The 20,940-nt window shown below is 72.2% G+C and carries 18 protein-coding genes and 4 pseudogenes; 8 read left to right on the forward strand and 14 right to left on the reverse strand.

Features of this window, described 5'->3' with window-relative positions; translation table 11 throughout:
* Positions 1-98: 98 nt before the first annotated feature.
* The 5 genes from hydA to IE313_RS26730 form a co-directional block, all read right to left on the reverse strand.
* On the reverse strand, positions 99-1,502 hold the full coding sequence (gene hydA / locus IE313_RS26710) for a dihydropyrimidinase (RefSeq protein WP_189936572.1): 1,404 nt from the start codon (positions 1,500-1,502) through the stop codon (positions 99-101).
* Between the two features lie 154 nt (positions 1,503-1,656).
* Positions 1,657-2,994, reverse strand: a complete 1,338-nt coding sequence (locus IE313_RS26715; protein WP_373317073.1) for an aspartate aminotransferase family protein — start codon at positions 2,992-2,994, stop codon at positions 1,657-1,659.
* Positions 2,991-3,833, reverse strand: a complete 843-nt coding sequence (locus IE313_RS26720; RefSeq protein WP_189936574.1) for a nitrilase-related carbon-nitrogen hydrolase — start codon at positions 3,831-3,833, stop codon at positions 2,991-2,993. The genes IE313_RS26715 and IE313_RS26720 overlap by 4 nt, the downstream gene beginning before the upstream one ends.
* Before the next feature lie 284 nt (positions 3,834-4,117).
* Positions 4,118-5,596, reverse strand: a complete 1,479-nt coding sequence (locus IE313_RS26725) for a YML083C domain-containing protein (protein WP_229924983.1) — start codon at positions 5,594-5,596, stop codon at positions 4,118-4,120.
* Positions 5,597-5,707: 111 nt separating this feature from the next.
* Positions 5,708-5,965: a helix-turn-helix domain-containing protein gene (locus IE313_RS26730; protein WP_189936578.1), complete on the reverse strand. Its 258-nt coding sequence runs from the start codon at positions 5,963-5,965 to the stop codon at positions 5,708-5,710.
* Positions 5,966-6,016: 51 nt separating this feature from the next.
* Between IE313_RS26730 and map the strand changes: the two genes are divergently transcribed.
* Positions 6,017-6,784 (forward strand): type I methionyl aminopeptidase, encoded by a 768-nt coding sequence (map, locus tag IE313_RS26735; protein ID WP_189936580.1) that lies wholly within the window; start codon positions 6,017-6,019, stop codon positions 6,782-6,784.
* 172 nt (positions 6,785-6,956) lie between these two features.
* Here map and ggt read toward each other — a convergent pair whose 3' ends face one another.
* A complete protein-coding gene (gene ggt / locus IE313_RS26740) occupies positions 6,957-8,780 on the reverse strand; it encodes a gamma-glutamyltransferase (RefSeq protein WP_189936583.1) in 1,824 nt (607 codons plus the stop codon).
* A gap of 103 nt (positions 8,781-8,883) precedes the next feature.
* On the opposite strand from ggt, the pseudogene IE313_RS26745 reads away from it, so the two are divergent.
* Positions 8,884-9,217: pseudogene (locus IE313_RS26745) on the forward strand (hypothetical protein); the annotation flags it as partial.
* 492 nt (positions 9,218-9,709) lie between these two features.
* Here IE313_RS26745 and IE313_RS26750 read toward each other — a convergent pair.
* The gene (locus IE313_RS26750; protein WP_189936585.1) at positions 9,710-10,546 is read right to left on the reverse strand and encodes an alpha/beta fold hydrolase; all 837 of its coding nucleotides are present in this window, start codon (positions 10,544-10,546) and stop codon (positions 9,710-9,712) included.
* A 139-nt stretch (positions 10,547-10,685) separates the two neighbouring features.
* Here IE313_RS26750 and IE313_RS26755 point away from each other — a divergent pair, with 139 nt between their 5' ends.
* Positions 10,686-11,309, forward strand: coding sequence for a TetR/AcrR family transcriptional regulator (locus IE313_RS26755; protein ID WP_189936586.1), 624 nt, complete (start codon positions 10,686-10,688; stop codon positions 11,307-11,309).
* Between the two features lie 93 nt (positions 11,310-11,402).
* On the opposite strand, the pseudogene IE313_RS36470 reads toward IE313_RS26755, so the two are convergent.
* Positions 11,403-11,626: pseudogene (locus IE313_RS36470) on the reverse strand (transposase); the annotation flags it as partial.
* 28 nt (positions 11,627-11,654) lie between these two features.
* On the opposite strand from IE313_RS36470, the pseudogene IE313_RS35550 reads away from it, so the two are divergent.
* A pseudogene (locus IE313_RS35550) lies at positions 11,655-11,801 on the forward strand (IS5/IS1182 family transposase); the annotation flags it as partial.
* A 239-nt stretch (positions 11,802-12,040) separates the two neighbouring features.
* On the opposite strand, the gene IE313_RS26760 reads toward IE313_RS35550, so the two are convergent.
* Positions 12,041-12,547: a winged helix-turn-helix transcriptional regulator gene (locus IE313_RS26760; RefSeq protein ID WP_189936588.1), complete on the reverse strand. Its 507-nt coding sequence runs from the start codon at positions 12,545-12,547 to the stop codon at positions 12,041-12,043.
* A gap of 91 nt (positions 12,548-12,638) precedes the next feature.
* On the opposite strand from IE313_RS26760, the gene IE313_RS26765 reads away from it, so the two are divergent.
* The 3 genes and pseudogenes from IE313_RS26765 to IE313_RS26775 form a co-directional block, all read left to right on the forward strand.
* A complete protein-coding gene (locus tag IE313_RS26765; protein WP_189936590.1) occupies positions 12,639-13,340 on the forward strand; it encodes an SDR family oxidoreductase in 702 nt (233 codons plus the stop codon).
* 18 nt (positions 13,341-13,358) lie between these two features.
* Positions 13,359-13,793, forward strand: a complete 435-nt coding sequence (locus IE313_RS26770; RefSeq protein ID WP_189936592.1) for a tautomerase family protein — start codon at positions 13,359-13,361, stop codon at positions 13,791-13,793.
* Positions 13,794-14,030: 237 nt separating this feature from the next.
* A pseudogene (locus IE313_RS26775) lies at positions 14,031-14,204 on the forward strand (CocE/NonD family hydrolase C-terminal non-catalytic domain-containing protein); the annotation flags it as partial.
* Between the two features lie 227 nt (positions 14,205-14,431).
* Here IE313_RS26775 and IE313_RS26780 read toward each other — a convergent pair.
* Positions 14,432-14,872, reverse strand: coding sequence for a DUF6278 family protein (locus IE313_RS26780; RefSeq protein ID WP_189936594.1), 441 nt, complete (start codon positions 14,870-14,872; stop codon positions 14,432-14,434).
* 400 nt (positions 14,873-15,272) lie between these two features.
* Between IE313_RS26780 and IE313_RS26785 the strand changes: the two genes are divergently transcribed.
* Positions 15,273-17,099: a GDSL-type esterase/lipase family protein gene (locus IE313_RS26785; RefSeq protein WP_373317074.1), complete on the forward strand. Its 1,827-nt coding sequence runs from the start codon at positions 15,273-15,275 to the stop codon at positions 17,097-17,099.
* 28 nt (positions 17,100-17,127) lie between these two features.
* Here the strand turns inward: IE313_RS26785 and IE313_RS26790 are convergent, their stop codons facing one another.
* The 4 genes from IE313_RS26790 to IE313_RS26805 form a co-directional block, all read right to left on the reverse strand.
* Positions 17,128-17,907 (reverse strand): exodeoxyribonuclease III, encoded by a 780-nt coding sequence (locus IE313_RS26790; protein WP_189936596.1) that lies wholly within the window; start codon positions 17,905-17,907, stop codon positions 17,128-17,130.
* 63 nt (positions 17,908-17,970) lie between these two features.
* A complete protein-coding gene (locus IE313_RS26795; protein WP_189936597.1) occupies positions 17,971-18,603 on the reverse strand; it encodes an MBL fold metallo-hydrolase in 633 nt (210 codons plus the stop codon).
* 284 nt (positions 18,604-18,887) lie between these two features.
* Entirely contained in the window at positions 18,888-20,183 is a 1,296-nt protein-coding gene (gene pcaDC / locus IE313_RS26800) for a bifunctional 3-oxoadipate enol-lactonase/4-carboxymuconolactone decarboxylase PcaDC (RefSeq protein ID WP_189936600.1), read from the reverse strand.
* Between the two features lie 29 nt (positions 20,184-20,212).
* Positions 20,213-20,632, reverse strand: coding sequence for a site-specific integrase (locus IE313_RS26805; RefSeq protein ID WP_189936602.1), 420 nt, complete (start codon positions 20,630-20,632; stop codon positions 20,213-20,215).
* Positions 20,633-20,940: the final 308 nt, after the last annotated feature.

The raw sequence follows: 20,940 nt of genomic DNA on the forward strand, positions 1-20,940 counted from the left end.
CCGGGGAGGCGCGCTTGTATTCCCACACCCGCGGGATCCCCGTACGGGTGGTCCGCGGGTGCGCCGCGATCCGGTCCAGCAGCCGGGGGGGGCTCCCGTCAGTTCAGGTACTGGCTGGTGCACCGGGGCAGGAACACGCCGTGCCCGGCACGCCCCCTGAACTCGCCGCGCTCGACGACGACCTCCCCTCTCGAAAGGACCGTCTCCACACGGCCCGTGACCCGCCTGCCCTCGTAGGCCGAGTAGTCGACGTTCATGTGATGGGTCTCCGCTGACATGACCTGCTCGGCCGCCGGGTCGTAGATCACCACGTCCGCGTCCGCACCCGGCGCTATCGTGCCCTTGCGGCCGTACAGGCCGAACATCCGCGCCGGGGCCGCGCACGCGATCTCGATCCAGCGCCGCCGTGAGATGTGCCCCTCGACCACACCCTGGTGGAGCAGGTCCATACGGTTCTCCACGCCCGGCAGCCCGTTCGGGATCTTCGAGAAGTCACCCCGCCCCAGCTCCTTCTGCCCCGAGAAGCAGAACGGGCAGTGGTCGGTGGACACCACCTGCAGGTCGTTGGTCCGCAGCCCCCGCCAGAGGTACTTCTGGTGCTCCTTCGGCCGCAGCGGGGTCGAGCAGACGTACTTCGCGCCCTCGAAGTCCGGCTCGGCCAGGTTGTCCGTCGACAGGAACAGGTACTGCGGACACGTCTCACCGAACACGGGCAGGCCCTCGTCCCGCGCCCGCGCGACCTCGGCCACCGCCTCCTGCGCCGAGACGTGCACCACGTACACCGGCGCCCCGGCCACCTGCGCCAGCTTGATCACCCGGTGCGTCGCCTCCGCCTCCAGCAGCGCCTTCCGCACCTCACCGTGGTACCGCGGATCGGTCTCCCCCCGCGCCAGCGCCTGTTCCACCAGCACATCGATGGCCAGACCGTTCTCCGCGTGCATCATGATCATGCCCCCGTTGGCGGCACCCTTCTGCATCGCGCGCAGGATCTGCCCGTCGTCGCTGAAGAAGACCCCGGGGTAGGCAGTGAACAGTTTGAAGGACGAGACACCCTCTTGGACCAGGAGATCCATCTCCTTGAGCGTCGACTCGTTCACATCCGACACGATCATGTGGAAGCCGTAGTCGATCGCGCAGTTGCCCTCCGCCTTCGCGTACCAGGCGTCCAGACCCTCGCGCAGCGACCTGCCCACGCTCTGCACCGCGAAGTCGACGACGGTCGTGGTGCCGCCCCAGGCCGCCGCCCGGGTCCCCGTCTCGAAGGTGTCCGAGGCGCAGGTGCCGCCGAAGGGCATCTCCATGTGGGTGTGGACGTCGACGCCGCCCGGGATGACGTACTTGCCCCTCGCGTCGATCAGCCGGTCCGCGTGCCAGCCCTCGGCGACGTCCGAACCGCTCGCGGCGAGGGCGACGATCCGCTCACCGTCCGTCAGGACGTCCGCGTGGGTCTCCTCGGCGGCGGTGATCACAAGCCCGCCGCGGATCAGGGTACGGGTGCTCATGCGTTCCCTCTCGCTGTGTCTCGATGGGCGGGGCCGCGCCCGCTGCGGGCCCGCGGCGGGCGGACCGCGGCACGCGGACCGCACCGGCGGACCACGGCACACGGGTGCGGCCGCCGGGCCACGGCACACGGACCCGGCGGACGGACCCGCGGCGTCACGCCCGGCGAAGGGCCCGCACCAGAATGTCCGCGCCCTCCTTCGCCTCCGCCTCCGTCAGCGTCAGCGGCGGCGCGATGCGCAGCACGCTCGTGTCGTGCGCGCCGCCCTTGCCGATCAGCAGGCCCTCCTCCCGCGCCGCTTCCAGGACCGCCGCGGCGGCGTCAGGATCTGCCGTGTCCGTACCCGGCCGTACCAGCTCGATGCCGGCCATCAGCCCGCGCCCGCGCACCTCGCGGACCCCGGGCAGCCCGGCGCAGCCCGCCCGCAGCCGTTCGAGGAGGAGGTCGCCGACCCGCTTGGCGTTGCCCTGAAGGTCGTGGTCGAGCAGATAGGCGAGGTTGGCGAGGCCGGCGGCCATGGTGATCGGGGAGCCGCCGAAGGTGGAGATGGAGTTGGTGTCGAGGCAGTTCATGATCTCGGCACGGGCCACCACACCGCCGATGGACATGCCGTTGCCGATGCCCTTGGCGAAGGTGAGCAGGTCCGGGGGGCCCGAGGCCGCGTGCGCCTGCCAGCCCCAGAAGTGGTCGCCGGTGCGGCCCCAGCCGGTCTGCACCTCATCGGTGATCCACAGGATGCCGTGCCGGTCGAGTACCTCGCGGAAAGCGGCGTAGAGGCCGTCGGGCGGGGCGGTGAAGCCGCCGACGCCCTGGACGGGCTCGGCGATCAGTGCGGCCACTCCGCCGCGCGTCTGCCCGAGGAGGTCCTCCAGGTCGGCGACGCACGCCGCGGTGAAGTCCGCGTCGGACAGGTGCGCGTAGGGACCGCGGGTGCGCACGGCGCCGTGCACGTACAGGGTCGCGAGCGGGGAGAGGCTGGTCGGTGACCAGCCTCGGTTGCCGGTGATGCCGACCGCGCCGAAGGAGCGGCCGTGGTAGCTGTTGCGCATCGCCAGGATCTGGTTGGACCCGCGGTGGGCGGTGGCGAGCAGCAGCGCGGTGTCGTTCGCCTCGGTGCCGGAGGTGGTGAAGAACACCCGGGCGTCCGGGATGCCCGACAACTCCGCGACGCGCTCCGCCAGCTCGACCATCGGCCGGTTGAGGTAGAGCGTGGAGGAGTGGATGAGCCGCCCCGCCTGCTCGCTGACGGCCTTGGTGACCTCCGGCAGGGCGTGCGCGGTCATGGTGGTGAGGATGCCGCCGAAGAAGTCCAGGTACCGCTTGCCCTGGGCGTCCCACACGTACCGGCCCTCGCCGTGGGTGAGCTCCAGGGGGTCGGCGTAGTAGAGGGCGACCCAGTCGGGGATGACGGCCCTGTGCCTGTCCAGGAGGGGTCGCACGGCATCCTGGCCGGGGGCGGTGTCGGGTGCCGGCCCGTCGTGCCGCTCGCTCATGGCCGTACCAGCCCTTCGTAGGCGTCGGGGCGGCGATCGCGGTAGAACGCCCATTGGTTGCGCACCTCGTCGATCAGGCCGAAGTCGAGGTCGCGGACGAGGAGTTCCTCGTTCTTGTCGTCGGCGACGTCGCCGACGAACTGACCGCGCGGGTCGACGAAGTAGCTCGTCCCGTAGAAGTCGTTGTCGCCGTACTCCTCCTGGCCGACGCGGTTGATCGCGGCGACGAAGTACTCGTTGGCGACGGCCGCGGCGGGCTGCTCCAACTGCCACAGGTGGGCGGACAGGCCGCGGGAGGTGGCGGAGGGGTTGTAGACGAGCTGCGCGCCGGCGAGGCCGAGGGCGCGCCAGCCCTCGGGGAAGTGGCGGTCATAGCAGATGTAGACGCCGACCTTGCCGACGGCGGTGTCGAAGACCGGCCATCCGGTGTTGCCCGGCCTGAAGTAGTACTTCTCCCAGAAGCCCTTGACCTGCGGGATGTGGTGCTTGCGGTATGTGCCGAGCACGGTGCCGTCGGCGTCGATCACGGCCGCGGTGTTGTAGTAGAGGCCCGACTGCTCGACCTCGAAGACGGGCACGACGATCACCATGCCGGTCTCTCGGGCCAGTTGCCGCATCCGGCGCACGGTCGGTCCGTCCGGCACGGGTTCCGCCCAGCGGTAGTGCTCCGGCTCCTGCACCTGGCAGAAGTACGGTGCGTTGAAGACCTCCTGGAAGCCGATGATCCTCGCGCCCTGGCGGGCCGCCTCGCGGGCGTGTTCCTCGTGTTTGGCGATCATGGATTCGGTGTCGCCTGTCCAGGTCGCCTGGACCAGTGCGGCACGTACGACAGTGGCCATGAGCTGCTCCTTCGACAAGACGTCAGAGCACGGGGGGCGAGCGTGGGGGGGCGAGCGCGGAGCGCTCTGTGTCGGGATGGGTACGGATGGCGGCCTCTACGCCCGTAGACACGTGACCGTAGAGGCACGAACGTAAGCCTCAGATCCGGGCGGGGCAAGACCATCGCCGTGAACCCGCTGAGTCGATCATCTTTCGCACCCGTGCGGGCGAGAGCGCGATGACATGCCGCGCCACGGGGTGGTGCACGGGGCGGCGGGCGCGGCTCTGGTGCGCCGTGAGGCGCTCAGCGGCTGAGGCCGGCGACGCGCAGCGCATGGCGCAGATCGCGGTGGCAGGCTCCTGAGACGGCCTCGGCCGCCTCGGTGAGCAGCGGAACGAGGCGCTCGGGGCCACTCCGGGCGCAGTGGGCCGCGTCCTCTGGGCTGCGCGACCGGACGCAGGCGTCGAGCAGGGCACGGGCCTCGCGGGTCCGGCCCCCGTCGAGCAGGGCGAGCACGGTGGCGCCGACGTCGGAGGCGGGCCGCGCCGCCGCCTGCCGCAACAGCCGCCCGCCGTCGTCGGCACGGCCGTGGGCGGTGAGCGTGTCGGCCAGGGCGACCAGGCGGCCGGTGGGCAGCGCGGCGGCCTCCCAGAGCAGGGTGGACCAGTCGGCGGCCAGTCCGGCGCGGGTGAGTTCGCCGGCGAGCGGCGGAAAGCGCTCCACGGGCCAGGTGGCCGCCTCGACCAGCACCACGTGGGCCTCGCCGCCGCGGCCCTCGGCCCGCAGCCGTTGCAGGGCCGCCACGGTCTCGGCGACCTCCCTGTGCGCCTCGTCCTCGTCCTCGGGCGCGGGTCGCCGGGCGGGGGCGCGGCCCGCCGCCGGGGGGCTGCCCGCGAACCGGGCACCGCGCGGCGGACCGCCCGCCGGTGGCGCCGCGAGCGGCACCCGGGCCGGCCGGCCGGTGTCGTCCACGCCCCCGGGACTGCCGGCGAACCGGGCGCCGCGCGGGCGTTTGCGCGGTGCGGGGGCGGACTCGTGAGGGGCTGCGGGAGCGGCCTCGTGGACGGCTGCGGAGGCGGCTCCATGAAGGGGCGCGGGCGCGCCCTCGTGCACGGCGGCGGGCGCGCCCTCGTGGACCGCCGCGGCGCCCGGGTGGGCGGTGTGGTCGGGGTCGTGGTGCTGGGCCGGGTCCGTCCGCCGGCCCCACTCCGGGTGCGGGTCCGGGTCCGTCCGCCCGTCCCACTCCGGGTGCGGGGCCGGGTGGCCCTGCGCTTCCCGCCAGGTGCGCCGGTCCAGCTCGGCCATCCTGGCGCGCAGTTCGGCGCAGCGGGCGGTGGCGCGGGCGTGGTCGTCGTGGGCCCAGGCCAGTTCCTGGCGCAGGGCCCCCGCCTGCCCGGGCGGTGCCCCGCGCAGCCTACGGTCCAGCTCGGCGCCGCGCTCGGCCGCATACCGCTGCTCCCTGAGCATCACGGCGAGCCGGTCGCCGAGGCGGTCGCGGGCGCCGGGCAGTGCGTCGTGGGCGGCGAGCGAGGCGTCGTGCAGCACCCGCGTACGCGCCGTCTCCTGCGCCGCGTACGCCGCGCCCTCACGCGCGGCGAGGTCCTGGAGCAGGGCCTCCACCACGTCCCAGGGCGGCACCTCGCGTCCGTCCAGACAGGCCCGCATGCCCTCCGGGTCACGCTGCCAGAACACTCCGCACCAGCCCGCGCCCTGATCCAGGCGCGACAGCAGAGCGGCCAGGTGTCCGGCGAAATCCCGAACCGGGCGCGGCAGTCGATCCACGGTCGCCACACTTGCCCCCGTCGACTCGTCCCTAAGGGGTAGCAAACACCCCTTGTGTTACGAACACGCTACGCGCGTTTTTCGGTCGCGGCCGGATTTGCGCGCACATTGCTAACCGGGCACGGGTACCGGGGCACAGCGCACCACGAGGTCGTCCATCGACAGGCCGAGCACGGCGGCCAGCGCCGCGACGGTGAAGAAGGCGGGCGTGGGGGCCCGGCCCGTCTCGATCTTGCGCAGGGTCTCCGCGGAGAGCCCGGCACGCGCGGCGACCTCCACCATGCTGCGCTCGCCGCGCGCCTCGCGCAGCAGCCTCCCCAGCCGCTCGCCGCGCTCGCGCTCCTCGGGGGTCAACGGGTTTCTCACCATGGCAGCAGTCTATCCGGACGGCCCCATTTCAATACCGGTATAGTAATTGGCATGATGGAACTCAAGACAGCCGCGTCCATTGACGCGATGCGCGAAGCCGGCCGGGTCGTCGCCCGCGCCCTGACGGCCGTGCGGGAGGCGGCGGCGGTGGGCACGAGCCTGCTGGAGCTGGACGCGATCGCGCACGACGTACTGCGCGCCGCCCGCGCCGGCTCGCCCTTCCTGGGCTACCGCCCGCACTTCGCGCCCACGCCCTACCCCGCGGTGCTGTGCACATCCGTCAACGACGCGATCGTGCACGGCGTCCCGGACGGCTACCGGCTGCGCGACGGCGATCTGCTCTCGCTGGACTTCGGCGCGGAACTGGGCGGCTGGGTCGGCGACTCGGCGGTCAGCACGATCGTGGGGCGCCCCCGCCCCGAGGACGTCCGCCTGGTCAAAACGGCGGAGCGCGCCCTTGAGGCGGGCATCGCCGCCGCGGTGGTCGGCAACCGGATCGGCGACATCGCCCATGCCGTCGGCACGGTGTGCCGCGAGGCCGGGTACGGCATCCCCGACGGCTTCGGCGGCCATGGCGTCGGCCGCCGGATGCACGAGGACCCGGCCGTGCCGAACGAGGGCAGGCCGGGCCGCGGCGTACCGCTGCGCGCCGGCATGGTGCTGGCGATCGAGCCCATGGTGATCGCCGGCGGCCGGGACGGCTACCACACCGCGCCGGACGGCTGGACGCTGCGCACCGACGACGGCTCCCGCGCGGCCCACGCGGAACACACCGTGGCCATCACGGAGCGGGGGCCGCGGATCCTCACGGCACTGTGACGCGCGGCACCCTGACGACTGCCGGTGCCGCGCCCGACGGCGCGAGGCCCTGCCAGGCGCACGCGGCACCCTGACACGCGGTGTGCGCGACGCGCGGCGCCGCGCACACCGCGCGGGGTACGGGAAAGGCTGCGGTGTGCCCGGTCGTGCGGCCGGGCAGACCGTCCCCCCGTCAGCCGGCCGGATGCACCACCTGGGCCGAACCGCCGCCCCTGCGGGTCGGCTCCGCGGCGGCGAGCCAGCGGCCGTCGCCCAGGCGCTGCACCCCGGTCGCGGCGCCGATCTCCGGATTCTGGGTGAACTGGTGCCCGAGCGCTTCGAGTTCGGTGCGCTCCCGGCTGTTCCACAGCCCGGGCTCCAGCTCGGTGGTGGCGGCGTTGCGCTGGCTGGCCCGGGGCGCGGCGATCGCGTCGACCAGGGGCAGGCCCCGGTCCACGAAGCCGATGAGGGTCTGCAGCACGGTGGTGACGATGGTGGCGCCGCCCGGCGAGCCGAGGGCCACCACCGGCCGGTGGTGCCGGTCGAGCACGATGGTCGGGGAGATCGACGACCGCGGGCGCTTGGCGGGACCCGGCAGGTTGGGGTCGGGCACGCCCTGCGCGGCAGGCACGAAGTCGAAGTCGGTCAGCTCGTTGTTGAGCAGGAACCCGCGGCCCGGCACCGTGATGGCGCTGCCGCCGGTCTGCTCTATCGTCAGGGTGTAGGCGACGACGTTGCCCCACTTGTCGGCCACCGTCAGATGGGTGGTGTTCTGCCCCTCGTACGTCGTCGGCGCCGCCTTGCCGCCGGTGGCGCAGTCGGCCGGGTGCCGCGGGTCGCCGGGCGCCAGCGGGCTCTTCAGAACCGCGTCGTCCTTGATGAGGCAGGCCCGCGAGTCGGCGAACCGCTGCGAGAGCAGCTCCTTCGTGGGCACGTCCTCGAACGCCGGGTCGCCCACCCAGCGTCCGCGGTCCGCGAAGGCGATCCGGCTGGCCTCGATGTAGTGGTGCAGGTACTGCGTCTCGGACAGCTTGGAGAGGTCGGTGTCCTCCAGGATGTTGAGCGCCTCGCCGACGGTGGTGCCGCCCGAGGACGAGGGCCCGATCGAGTAGACGTCCAGACCGCGGTAGGAGGTCTCGGTGGGGGCCTGCACCTTGGCGCGGTAGCCGGTGAGATCGCCGAGCGACAGGTCGCCGGCGCGCACCACCCGGTCGCCGGCCGGGTCGACCGGCGGCTTGTTCACCGTCCGTACGATGTCCCTGCCCAGGTCGCCGTGGTAGAGGAGGCCGGTGCCCTTGCGGCCCAGCTCCTCGTAGGTGCGGGCGAGGTCGGGGTTCTTGAGGGTGGAGCCGACCACCGGGAGTTCGCCGCCGGGCAGGAAGAGCCGGGCGGTGGCCGGGAAGTCCCTGAAACGGTCCTCGTTGCCCTCGGTCTGGGTGCGGAAGGTCGCGTCGACGGTGAAGCCGTCCCTGGCCAGCCGCTCCCCCGGCTTCAGCACGGTGCCCAGGTCCCTGGTGCCCCAGTGGTCGAGCGCAGTCTGCCAGGTCGCCGCGGTTCCGGGGGTGCCGACGCTCAGGCCGCTGGTGACCGCGTCGGCGAACGGCAGCGGCTTGCCGTCCTCAAGAAAGAGCCCCTCGTCGGCGGTACGCGGTGCGGTCTCGCGGCCGTCGATGGTGTGCACGCGGTGGGTGCGGGCGTCGTAGTAGACGAAGTAACCGCCTCCGCCGATGCCCGCCGAGTACGGCTCGGTGACCCCGAGCGCGGCGGCGGTGGCGACAGCGGCGTCCACGGCGTTGCCGCCCTTGCGCAGCACCTCGATGCCGGCCGCGGAGGCGTCCGCGTCGACGCTGGAGACCGCGCCGCCGTATCCGACGGCGACCGGTTGCTTGGCCGGCGCGGCAGGGGGCGCGGTGGTCGGCGGTAGCGCGGAGGACGGTGGGGGCGCGGCGGCGCCGACGGCAAAAGCGGCAGCCAAAGCGGTCAGGACCGAAAGATTCCGTGCGACCGGACGACGCATACACACCTCCACTGGGCAACAGTGCGCGCAGCGTAACCCTCCGGCCGACCTCCTGCCAGCAGCTCTCGAACACCGGTACCTATGCCCGCCGGCACGCGCGCCCATGAACGACGACCTGCGCGACATCGTCCTCGGTGTGGTGGCCGCCGGTATCAGCACCGCGCTCGGCCGGCTCGCCCGCACCTGCCCCTGGAGACGGAAACTCCGTTGCGGGCAGGCGTTCTTCGGACTGCCGGCGAACGCCGAGTCGCTGCTGCTGGTGAACCGCCAGGCCGGCGGACCCCCAGTCGACGGTGACGCGGCACGACGTCTTCGCGCTGCTCGAACCGTCCGCGCTGATCAAGGACTGCGGGACGCACCCGGAGGAGGCCGCGCACGACGCGGTGCGGCAGGGGTTCGGCGAGCGCACCGAGTTCTGCGTCGGCGGACCGGCGTCCAGGCACTGACTCGCCTCGGCAGCCTCCCTTTGCCGGGCTTCCACCGCCAACGAGCCGAGGCACGGTGGGCGGTGAGACGTCGCAGACCTCGATGTGGCCCGCGTTCACATCCGCCGTGCCGATCTCGGTCCTCGGTTCGCCGGTGGGACAGCAGCGGCGCCCTTCGCCTCGCCGGGGAGGAGCGGCATCGCAGCCGGCCTCCGGCACAACGCCCGCGACGCCGGCCGACCGCTCACCCCACGCGGACTCACATGATCATGAAACGGACGTCACGCGACTGGGGCGAGACCCTGGCCCGGGGGTGGGATTCCCCCGGGCGACCGGACCACCGAGGAGCTTCCAGCGGTTCCGGGCCAGGGCGTTGTCCAACGAGTCGCCGACGGCGCCCATCGACACCTGAATGCCGGCGCCCGAAAGGCGGCCTGGACGGCGGTTCGGGGCGGGGCTCGGGGCGGGAGCTCGGGGCGGGACTGAGGACTGCGCCGCTGTGATTCAGCCGCGGAGGAAGTCCAGCGTCTGCTGCGCGAAGACCTCGTGGTACTGGAAGATGCCGCCGTGGCCGGAGTCGGGGTAGACAGCCAGCTTGGCGTTGGGCAGCAGCCGCGCGAGCTGGAGGGTGCCCGCGGTCGGCCACATGGTGTCGTTGTCGCCGTTGACCACCAGGGCGGGGTGCTCCACGGTCGCCAGAGCAGCGGGTGAGGTGTCCTGTTCCCACTTGGTCAGCGCGGTCAACTGGGCGCCGACGGTCTCGTTGGAGATCGGGGTGTCGCGGTCGTCCTGGGTGCGCGTCTCCAGGCGGGCGAGGAAGGCGTTCGCGGCGTCCTGGCCGGAGGAGGAAGGTTCGAAGAACAGGAAGTGCTTGGGGTGCTTGCCCTGCTCGGTCGCCTTCTGGACGGCGTCCTGGAGCAGCGCGCCGGTGGCGGCGGGACCCTGGGCCCCGGCGGGGGTGGTGGCGGCAAGGACGATCCGGCGGACGCGGTCCGGGTTTCGCTGGACGACGACCTGGGCGACGATACCGCCGAGGGAGTAGCCGAGCAGGTCGACCACGTCGAGCCCGAGGGCGTCGAGGAAGGCGACGGCGTCGTCGGCCATGGCCTCGAAGGTGTCCGGGGTGGTGCCGCCGGAGGCACCGACCCCGCGCAAGTCGACCAGGATGACCCGCCGCTCGGCCGCGAGGGCGTCGATCAGGGCCGGGTCCCAGTCGTCCAGGACCGCGGTGACATGGTGCAGGAGCACCAGCGGGACACCCGCGGCCGGGCCGAGCTCGCGGTAGGCGAACGGGGTCCCCTTGACGTTGACGGTCTGGGTGGCAGCGGTCGTCGCAGACATGGTCGTGTCCTTCTCTCTCGTACAGATGCCCTGGCGGCTTCTGATCCATAGAATAACACTCGTTACATAACGAGCGCTACTCTATAAAGGAGAAGGAGAATGAGTCCGCGACACGGCAGCAGAGAGGAAGGGGCCGGGTATGCGATACACCAAGGACCACAAGGCGAAGGCCAAGGCGGCGATCCTGCGGCAGGCGTCCGGCACGATGAAGGAGAAGGGCTTTCACGGCGTCGGGGTCGACGCACTGGCCACCGCGGCCCATGTCACCTCAGGTGCGCTCTACTCGAACTTCGCCGGCAAGGAGGGCCTCCTCGAAGAGGTCGTCGCAGCCGAAGTCGGCCTCCAGTTCGCCGGTGTCGCCGACGCCGGCCCCGACCCGGCCGAGCGGCGCAGGCGGCTTGTCGAGATACTCCGCAGCTACCTCAGCGACCAGCACCGCGCCGATCCCGGCGGCGGTTGCGTGATCCCCTCGCTGAGCGCCGACGTGGCACGAGCAGGCGACTCGGTCCGCGAGACATACCGGCGCCGCATGCTGGAACTGGTCAACACCCTGGCCCCCGCCATGACCGGCACACCGCAGGAACAGGACAGGCATGCCTGGGCGATGATCGCCTCCATCGTCGGCGCGGTCACCATCGCCCGCGCGCTCCCCCGGGGCGACGACGCGCACGCCGTCCTCGACTCCACCCTCGAAACCGTCCTGCGGACCCTCGACGACGAGCAGAATCCGCTCTCCGAGACCCCGCCCACAGCACAGCCCTGACGTAACGCGACCTTCGCCCGATCCGGCGCCCGACCACACGGCACCCCGAAGAGGTCTGTCACACGAGCGGTTCGACTGGGGTGGTCGAGGTTTCTGGTGGGCCGCCGACAGACGGCAGTCGAAGGTGGTGCCGAAGGCGTTGACGGCGGTCTCCCAGCGCATGGTCCGGCAGGCCCGGCCCTTGCCGGTGGGGTCGAGCGGCACGATGGCCGCGTCAGGCGCTTCAGGGCGGCCTGCTCGTCCGGGACGTGTCCACGTGCCCTGACCGCTTCGCGGACGCGGGCGTTGACGGACTCGATTGCGTGGGTCGTACAGAGGGCCGTTGGCGACAGCGCCGTCGCGGATCACACCGCAGGAGCCTTGAGAGGAGGGCTCGATCCCGGCCTTGGGCGCTCCCGGGGCGGACTGACCAGCAAGATCCATCTCGCCTGCGATGGTCTCGGGTGCCCGCTTGCTCTCACCGTCACGGATGGCGACACCAACGACTGCACCCAGTTCACCGCTGTGCCGGAGGCGATCAGGTGCCCCGCATCGGGCCGGGTCGGCCTCGGATGCGGCCCGCCCTCGTCCCTTGCGACAAGGGCTACAGCTCGAAGGCGATCCGCACCCGGCTGCGGCAGGGCGGCAGCGCCCACGCCACCCTTTGGGGCCCGCCCGATGGGCACAGAAGGCAGCGCTCAACCGATGGTCAGCGCGAAGGGCCGCGGCAGCCCCTCGGCGACGAGCCGCCCTTACGCAGACCCTTCGGCCGGGCGCCCGCCGGGCTCAGCCACGTTGCTGCCGGCGTGGATCAGAATGGAGTCGGACGTGACCGGTTCGAGGTCGCGCGTCGTGACGCTGACGACGACTTCCTCGTCACCGTCACGGGTGAAGCGCAGTGGAGGGTTGCCGCCCTGGAGGTGCTTGTCGCCCCACTGGATCAGGGACATGAGCACCGGCAGCAGTTCCTCGCCCGCCGGAGTCAGCCGGTAGGCATCCCGAGGGCGCTCCCCCGGCTCCCGGTAGGGCACTCGCTCGACGACGCCTGAGGACTCAAGCACTCTGAGCGCCCGGGACACGGCCGGCGCGGAGGCGCCGGTGCGATCCACGAAGGCGTCGAAGCGCGACGTGCCGTAGAAGCACTCGCGCACGACCAGGAAGACCGTCTTGGTGCTGAGCAGGTCGAGTGTCTTCGCGGCTGAGCAGCGCTCGCCGATACGCCAGGTCGCCCTGTCCTGCAGCCGTTCCTCGAAGCGCATGGCCACCTCACCCGTCGACTGACTAACGCTTGCTTTAGCCAGTATAGCGTGATCTCATCTGACTCATAAGATCGTTAGTCAGGAGGACGCCATGGCACCGATAGCAGGCAGGACCGTTCTGGTCACAGGCGGCAGACGAGGACTCGGCGCCGCGCTTGTCGACGCGGCACTCGCGCGAGGAGCCGCGAGGGTCCATGCGACCGCGCGTCAGGAGTACGCGGACGAACGGCCCTCCGTGAGCACCCATGTGCTGGAGGTGGGCTCGGAGGAGTCCGTTGCCGCGCTCGCCGCCGTCGCCACGGACGTCGACGTGGTCATCAACAACGCAGGGGTGCTGCTGCCCGCCCCCCTGCTGACCGGAAGTCTCGTAGACGTCGACAGGACCTTCGACGTCAACGTGCTCGGTCCGCTGCGGATGGCCCGCGCGTTCGCCCCCATCCTCGCAGCCCGGGGCGGAGGCGCCCTGGTCAACGTTCACTCGGTGCTGTCCTGGCTGGGCGGAAGCGGCGCCTACGGCGCATCGAAAGCGGCGGCCTGGTCGATGACGAACTCACTGCGAATCGAGCTGGCCGCCCAGGGCACCCAGGTCGTAGGCGTGCACGCGGGGTTCATCGACACCGACATGGTCGCCGCCATCGACACACCGAAAGTCACCCCGGCAGAGGTGGCCTCGCGCGTCCTCGACGGACTGGAATCCGGAGCCGGCGAAGTCCTCGCGGACGACGTGACGCGCAACGTGAAGGAACTGCTCGCCGGTCCGGTGGAAAAGCTCACCCTCGAACTCGTTCGCTGATCCGGAAGGCGGCCAGCCATGCCACTGTGGACCATCTACCACTCACCCGACGTCTTCACCGCCGATGAACGCCAGGAGCTCGCCAGAACCGTCACCGACTACTACGCCGACCACGGCCTTCCCCGCTTCTACGTGGTAACCGTCTTCCGCGACATCTCCGCGGACAACTTCTACGTGGGGGGCGAGATGTCCGAGCGCACCGTGCGGGTGGTGATCGACCACATCGCCCGCCGGGCACCGAACTCCACCGGGCGCCGGCGGGTGGCCACGCGGATCTCCGAACTCCTCACACCGCTGATGGCTCGTCACCCGGACGTCTACTGGGAGTTCCACATCGACGAGACAAGCGAGGAACTCTGGATGATCAACGGCCTCGTCCCCCCACCCGCAGGTTCCCCCCACGAGAAAGCCTGGGCCACAGCGAACACGCCTACGCCCTATGACAACGACTGACACAATCTACTGCCGAAGGTCGTGAAGTACCTGGCGTACGGACCCGATGCGGTCGAGCTGGTCGCGGACGTCACCCGGTCGGCGCAGGCGGAACCGCCCGCGCCGAGCACCTCCCCACCGCGCCGCCCGAGAGGGCACCGGCCGCCGTTCGGGCCCGGGCGCCGAGGGGGCGGCGCCCCCGTCCGGGTGCCCGGTGCGAAGGGTGCCGCCGCTCTCCGGCGAGCTGGTGTGCCCGTGCCGTACACCGTCCGCGAGCAGACGCCGGGCATGCCGTCCGGAGTGGACCTGGAGCTGTTCTCCACGGCCTACGACGTACCGGCCGGACACCGCCTCGCCCTGGTCGTCGACACGGCTGACCCGCTCTGCGTCGAGCACGACCCGTCCGGTGCGCAGCTGACCTTCTCCTCGCCCCGGCCGACCCGTCGTAGGGGTCGGTCCGGCCGCGCGAAGAGTGATCTCCGGCTGCCCCGCCGGCCATGCCCGGCCCCACCCGCCTTTCCGCTGTATCGGCCCTCGCAAACTATCCGTCACGTCAGGGCACTTGTCGGCGGACACGCGCTGACGATCAATAACCGTATTTGTTCTCTTTTGTCTGCTTTGCCGGTATAACCGGCGCCCGACCTCTTGCTGCCGGGCCTTCAGGCCTCCGACGCCTCCGCGTACATCCGGTACAGCTCGGGACTGCCGTTCACCGCCCAGTCGAGCCCCGCCTCCACCACGTGGATCTCCCGACCTGAGCCGAGCCGGACCACGGGCTGCCCGGCCGGCCACACGTGCCAGGCGGCGCCGGGGACGTTGCGGACGATGACGGTGCCCAGGTAGAGCCCGGCGTCGTTGCCGAGCCAGGGCAGCAGTTCGGGGTCGTCGCGCCAGCGGGGCAGCAACTGGTCGAGCGCGGCCAGGGAGGTGGCGGAGTCGTCGAGTTCCAGCCCCGCGCCGGCCGCCTGCGAGCGCAGCAGCTCGCACTCGGAGAACAGGCCCGCCACGCCCTCCGGATCCTCCTCGAAAGCGGCCGCGAGCCCTTCGCCGGCTTCCGTGGGCCGACCTCTGCGCCACTTGTCCAAGAAAGGGATCTTCATACCACCCAGCGTGGCATCCCCACCGGTGCGGGCACCACAGGCGCGCGCGGACCGGTGGGGTGGGAGGTGGGGAGGGTCCGTGGAGAGGGGGAACGGGATGTGGGGGCGGCGGAACGGGGCCGGGGTGATGGGGGCGGGGGAGCCGGGGCCGGGGTGACGCGGGCCGGGGACGGGGGCCGGTGCGACGGGGGCGGGTGGGCGGCGCGGTGCGGTGCACAGGCGGGACTCGGGTGGCCGCCGTGCGGCCGCGGCGGGGGCGCTCGGTGCCGTCCTTGAGGTTCCCGACGCGGCCGGTGGACCGTACGCTCGACGGCGGGCCGTATCGGGCACCGGCGCCACGGACATCCGCCGGTCCCGCACGGCGCACCTGTCATCTCGGTGTGAGCGGGAGGAGTCGGTGGTGCGCCGACACAGCTCGGGTCCGTACGCCGGCTTCGCCCTGCCGAGCGTGCTCACCGTGCTCGCCGTGCTGCTGCCGCTGGTGGCCGCCGGTACCGCCACGGCCCGGGACGGTACCGGGCCCGGGCCGCTGCCGCTGGTGCGGCTCTTCGACAACCGCGCCGTCAGCGACGCCCGGCATCCCCAGGCGGCCGACTTCGACGGCGCCGGGCGCTCGCTGCCCGCCGAGGACCTGGCGGCCGCGGGCTGGACACCGGGCCGGATCCTCACCCTCGACCGGGCCCGGCTCGCCTGGCCGCGCCGCGCACCCGGCGAACCGGACAACGCGGTGGCCGACGGCCAGCGGGTCCGGCTGGCGGGCCGCGGCGACGCGCTCGCCTTCCTGGTGGCGGGCACGGACGCGGCGGGGACCGCCGACGGGACTCCCCGGCTTGCGGGCGGCACCGGCGAGGTCCGCTACCGCGACGGCTCGCGCGGCACCTTCCGGCTCACCGCGCCCGACTGGCTCTCCGGGCCGCTCGCCACGAAGGCGGTGGCGCTCCCCCGCGTCCACACCCCAGCAGGTCCGCTGGCCGCCCGGGCGAGGCTGTACGCGGTGCTGGTGCCGATCGACCGCCACCGGGCCGTCAGCTCGCTCGTGCTGCCCCGCGACCGCGGCCCCGACCTGCATGTCTTCGCCGTCTCCGTGCGGCGGGCGGCCACCGGCTGGACGGGCACCTGGTCGGCCACCACCGCGGGACTGCCGGCCGTCGGGCCCTGGACGGACCGTACGCTGCGGCTGGTGGTGCACGCCTCGGCGGGCGGGCCCGCGGTGCGGGTCCGCTTCGACAACACCTTCGCCGCCGCACCGGTGCGCATCGCCGGCGCCACGGTCGCCGTGCAGGCCGCCGGGGCCACGCCGCGCGCCGCGCCCGTACCGCTGGCCTTCGGCGGCGCGGCGGGTACCGTCCTGCCCGCGGGGGCGCAGGCGTTCAGCGATCCGCTGCGCTTCGCGGTGCCCGCGGGCGGCAACCTGCTGGTGAGCTTCCACCTGCCCGGGACGGTGGCGGCCGTGCCGCTGCACAGCCTGGCCGTCCGGCGGTCGTACGTCAGCGAGTTGGGCGACCACAGCGCGGACGCGGGTCCTGCCGCCTACACCTCGACGCTGTCGACCTGGCCCCTGCTGGCGGGGGTGGAGGTGAGCGGCGGGCCCGGTTCACTGGTGGTGCTCGGCGACTCGATCACCGACGGCGAGAAGTCGCTCCCGGACGCCGACCGCCGCTGGCCCGACCTGCTCGCCGCCCGGCTGCGGGCCCAGCGGACGGTGCCGCGGTTCGGTGTGCTCAACGCGGGCATCTCGGCGAACCGCGTGGTCACCGACCGCTATCCCGGCGACGGGGTGTCGACCGACACGGGCGGGGTGAGCGCGCTGCACCGGCTGGACCGCGATGTGCTTGCGGGGCCCTCGGTCCGTACCGTCATCGTCTTCCAGGGGGTGAACGACGTTCGCTGGGGCGGTACCGCGGAGCAGGTGGTCGCCGGGCTGCGGGAGATCGCGGCCCGCGCCCACGCGTACGGGCTGCGGGTGCTCGCCGCCACCATCGTGCCCTGCGAGGGGGAGGCGCTGTGCACGGCCGCCGCGGACGCCGGGCGCACCGCGGTCAACTCCGCCCTCCGCGCGGGCCTCGGCGGTTTCGACGCCGTCCTCGACTTCGACCGGGTGCTGCGGGATCCCGCGCACCCCGCACGGCTGCTGCCCGCCTACGACAGCGGTGACCATCTGCACCCGGGCGACGCGGGCTACGCGGCCCTCGCCGACGCCGTGGACCTGCGGCTGCTGGCACCGTGACACACCCCGGCACCGGGCGCGGGGCCGGCTACACGTCCAGGTCGACGACGACCGGGGCGTGGTCGGACGCGCCCTTGCCCTTGCGCTCCTCGCGGTCCACGTAGGCGTCGGAGACGGCCTTGGCGAACGGGGTGTTGCCGTAGACCAGGTCGATGCGCATGCCGCGGTTCTTGGGGAAGCAGAGCTGGCGGTAGTCCCAGTACGTGTACGGGTGGTCGTACTTGAGCGGGCGCGGGACGACGTCGGAGAGACCGGCCTCGCGGAGGCTGGTGAGCGCGGCGCGCTCGGCCGGGGTGACGTGGGTGGAGTCCTCGAAGGACGCGGGGTCCCAGACGTCGTCGTCGGTGGGGGCCACGTTGAAGTCGCCCATCACCGCGAAGGGGCGGCTGCCGGTGGCGTCGCCCGCGATCGCGGCCCGCAGCGCCTCGAACCACTGGAGCTTGTAGACGTAGTGCGGGTGCTCGACCTCACGGCCGTTGGGCACGTAGACCGACCAGACGCGGACCGGGCCGCAGGTCGCGGAGATCGCCCGGGGCTCCACCACGCCGTCGTAGCCCGGGTCGCCGGGCAGACCGCGGACCACGTCGGCGATGCCGACGCGGGAGACGACCGCCACGCCGTTCCACCTGCCGGTGGCGTGGACCGCGCTCTCGTAGCCCAGCTCGGCCAGCTCGGCCGAGGGGAACTGCTCGGCGGTGGTCTTGGCCTCCTGGAGGCACAGCACGTCGGTGCCGCTGCTCTCCAGCCAGGCCAGGAGCCTCGGGAGACGGGCGGTGATCGAATTCACGTTCCAGGTGGCGATGCGCATGGTGCCCAACCTACCGGGCAGGTCCGACAGCCTGCCCCGGTCCGGCCCGGCCCGGTCCGGCGGTCAGACGTCGGCGCTTGCCCCGGGGGCGAGCCGCCGGTGCTCGGCAGGGGCCAGCGAGCCGATCAGGCGGTCGTAGGTCGGCCGGGCGATCTCGCTGAGCAGGACGTCGTGCACGTCGTAGGCGACGCGTGGACCGATCTCGCGGACGTAGTCGATCACTTCGGAGATCTTCGACCACGGGGCGTGCACGGGCAGCAGCAGGGTGTCGACCGGAGTGCCGGGCACGGTGAGGGCGTCGCCGGGGTGGAAGACCGATCCGTCGACCAGGTAGCCGACATTGGTGATGCGCGGCACGTCCGGGTGGATCACCGCGTGCAGTTCGCCGTGCACCTGGACGTCGAATCCGGCGGCGGTGAACGTGTCCCCGTGGCCGATGGTGTGCACCCGGCCGGGGAAGGCTGCGGAGACCTGCTCGGCGACCGAGCGCAGGGTCCAGAGCTCGGCGGCCGGGTTGGCGTCTAGTCCGGCCCGCAGGCGTCCCTCGTCGAAGTGGTCCGGGTGCTCGTGGGTCACCAGCACGGCGTCGGCGCCGACGGCCGCGTCCTCCTCGCTGTAGGCGCCCGGATCGACGACGAGGGTCCTGCCGTCCTTCTCCAGTCGGACGCAGGCATGGGACTTCTTCGTGAGCTTCATGGCCCCCATCCTGCTACGCGGGCGGCCGCCAGAACGCGCGAGGGGTCCTGCGGCGGCATGTGTCACGGCGGGTGGCGTCCCGGGCCGGGAGGACTCCGCGACCAGCAGGGCCCGGGCACCGGAAGGACGTCCGGGATCGACAGGACATCCGGGGCCGGCGACACGGCCGGGAGGGCGGAGCGTTTGGGGCGGCACTACGGCCGGGACGGCAGAGCATCCGGGACCGCACTACGGCCAGGACGGCAGAACGGCACTACGGCCGGGAGAGCAGAACGTCCGGGACGTCACTCCTGCGGAGTGGTCTCCTCGCGGATGACCTCCTGCGCCACCTTGAAGGCGCTGTTCGCGGCGGGCACCCCGCAGTACACGGCGGTCTGCAGCAGGACCTCCTTGATCTCCTGCGGAGTGAGGCCGTTGCGCAGCGCGGCGCGGGTGTGGGCGGCGAGCTCGTCGAGGTGGCCGCCCGCCACCAGCGCGGTCAGCGTGACACAACTGCGGGTGCGTCGGTCGAGACCGGGCCTGCTCCATATCTCGCCCCACGCGTAACGGGTCAGGAGGTCCTGGAAGTCGCCGGAGAAGTCGTCCGCGGCGGCCAGCGTCCGGTCCACGTGCGCGTCGCCCAGCACCTCGCGGCGCACCTTGAGGCCCGCGCGGCGGGTGTCGGGGTCGGCCGCGGCTGCGGGCTGCGGGCTGCTGGGCGCGATCTCGGCGACGGGGATGGCGGGCGGCGGGGCGAGCACGGGCTTCGCGAGGGCCGCGGGGATCGCGAACTGCCCGGTCGCTGTGGCCTCCGGCGGCAGCCGCCAGGCCGTGGAGAAGTGCCGCAGGAGCAGGTCGGTGACGGCCGTCGGCGCCTCGACCGGCGCCAGGTGGCAGGCGCCCGGCACCACGGCGAGCCGGGCGTCGGGAATGCCCGCGACCAGGGTACGGGCCTGCGCGGGTCCGGTGACCTGGTCCTCGGAGCCGACCAGGACCAGGGTGGGCACTTCGATCGAACCCAGCTCGGCGCGGACGTCGAAGGTGGCCAGCGCCTCACAGGCCGCGATGTAGCAGCCGGGGTCGGTGGTGCGCACCATCTGCACGGCCCACTCGGTGATGGCGGGCTGGCCGGCGGCGAACCCGGGGGTGAACCAGCGCTCGGGCGCGGTCCTGGCGATCGGGTCGAGGCCGTTGGTGCGTACGATCACGCCGCGCTGGCGGAACTCGTCGGCCGTGCCGAACCGCGGCGAGGCCGCGATCAGCGCCAGTGAGGCGATCCGCTCGGGGTGCCGCAGCGCCAGCTCGGCGCCGACGGCGCCGCCGAGTGCGCAACCCGCGTAGCCGAAGCGCTGCACACCGAGCGCGTCGAGCGTGGCGAGCAACCGGGCCGCCAGCTCGGCGACGGAGTCGGCGGCGTGCGCGGGCGCCCCGCCGTGGCCCGGCAGGTCGAACCTGAACACCCGCCAGTGGGCCGTCAGCGCGGGGATCTGCCGGTCCCACATGTGCCAGGTGGTCCCGAGGGACGGTCCCAAGATCAGGACTGGTAGGTGTTCGGGCCCGTCAAAGCGGTATTGCAGCCATTCGTTCTTGCCTTGAGTCACGGCTTCATACCCTCATCTGTCACGATCTGTCACACGCCCTCCGCGGGTCCTGCCCATACCTCCGCCGCTGGAAGCAGGTCCGCCACGTCCGGCTTCACGTACCACTTCTTCGTCGTCTTCACGTTCGTGCGCCCGGCCCACTCGGCAAGCAGGTAATCCGGCACACCGCTATTGGCGAGGTATGCAGGACAAGACGCCCGACCATCGTACAGACGGACCCTCCGAAGGCCGTTTTCGGCCATGATCTTGTAGGCCCGCACCCGGAGCTGCCGGCCGTTCAGCACGGCCCCCAGTTCGTCCACGAGCACGTACCCGCCGTCCCCATACCCTTCACCCGCTGCCAGGCGTTCCACCGCCTGCATGACTCGGTACGTCTTCAGCGCTTCCCGTACGAGGCTCGGAAGCGGCAACACTCGCTCCCCCGCCAGGCTTTTCGTATCCTTCTCCACCGTGGGGTTCCCCATCAGGGTGGGCGTGTTGGCGATGCTGAGCGTGGCCGCGTCCAGGTCGATGTCCGATCACCGCAGGCCGCGGACTTCCGCAGGACGGAGCGCCAGGACAGCCTGGATCCCCTCCGCACTCCCTATACCACAACAACGATCCCAAAAGCCGGAAGCAACGACTTAATTCACGGCAAGCCCTAAGTCACCAGCAAACGCAAGTGCTCAATGTGATCTTCTCTAAGGGCTGTCCCGTAACTGCTGGTCACAGGTGGGATGATCTTGTCGTGTCTGGTGTGATCACGGCGTCGGAGCCA

Origin of the sequence: Streptomyces sulfonofaciens (assembly GCF_014656295.1) — a bacterium.
Taxonomy (GTDB): domain Bacteria; phylum Actinomycetota; class Actinomycetes; order Streptomycetales; family Streptomycetaceae; genus Streptomyces; species Streptomyces sulfonofaciens.

Coding starts and splice junctions, on each gene's coding strand:
- IE313_RS26750 (WP_189936585.1), bottom strand. CDS start 10,546: ATGTCTGCGACGACCGCTGCCACCCAGACCGTCAACGTCAAGGGGACC.
- IE313_RS26760 (WP_189936588.1), bottom strand. CDS start 12,547: ATGCGCTTCGAGGAACGGCTGCAGGACAGGGCGACCTGGCGTATCGGC.
- IE313_RS26780 (WP_189936594.1), bottom strand. CDS start 14,872: ATGAAGATCCCTTTCTTGGACAAGTGGCGCAGAGGTCGGCCCACGGAA.
- IE313_RS26720 (WP_189936574.1), bottom strand. CDS start 3,833: ATGGCCACTGTCGTACGTGCCGCACTGGTCCAGGCGACCTGGACAGGC.
- IE313_RS26715 (WP_373317073.1), bottom strand. CDS start 2,994: ATGAGCGAGCGGCACGACGGGCCGGCACCCGACACCGCCCCCGGCCAG.
- IE313_RS26765 (WP_189936590.1), top strand. CDS start 12,639: ATGGCACCGATAGCAGGCAGGACCGTTCTGGTCACAGGCGGCAGACGA.
- IE313_RS26770 (WP_189936592.1), top strand. CDS start 13,359: ATGCCACTGTGGACCATCTACCACTCACCCGACGTCTTCACCGCCGAT.
- ggt (WP_189936583.1), bottom strand. CDS start 8,780: ATGCGTCGTCCGGTCGCACGGAATCTTTCGGTCCTGACCGCTTTGGCT.
- IE313_RS26790 (WP_189936596.1), bottom strand. CDS start 17,907: ATGCGCATCGCCACCTGGAACGTGAATTCGATCACCGCCCGTCTCCCG.
- IE313_RS26730 (WP_189936578.1), bottom strand. CDS start 5,965: ATGGTGAGAAACCCGTTGACCCCCGAGGAGCGCGAGCGCGGCGAGCGG.
- hydA (WP_189936572.1), bottom strand. CDS start 1,502: ATGAGCACCCGTACCCTGATCCGCGGCGGGCTTGTGATCACCGCCGCC.
- IE313_RS26755 (WP_189936586.1), top strand. CDS start 10,686: ATGCGATACACCAAGGACCACAAGGCGAAGGCCAAGGCGGCGATCCTG.
- IE313_RS26795 (WP_189936597.1), bottom strand. CDS start 18,603: ATGAAGCTCACGAAGAAGTCCCATGCCTGCGTCCGACTGGAGAAGGAC.
- map (WP_189936580.1), top strand. CDS start 6,017: ATGATGGAACTCAAGACAGCCGCGTCCATTGACGCGATGCGCGAAGCC.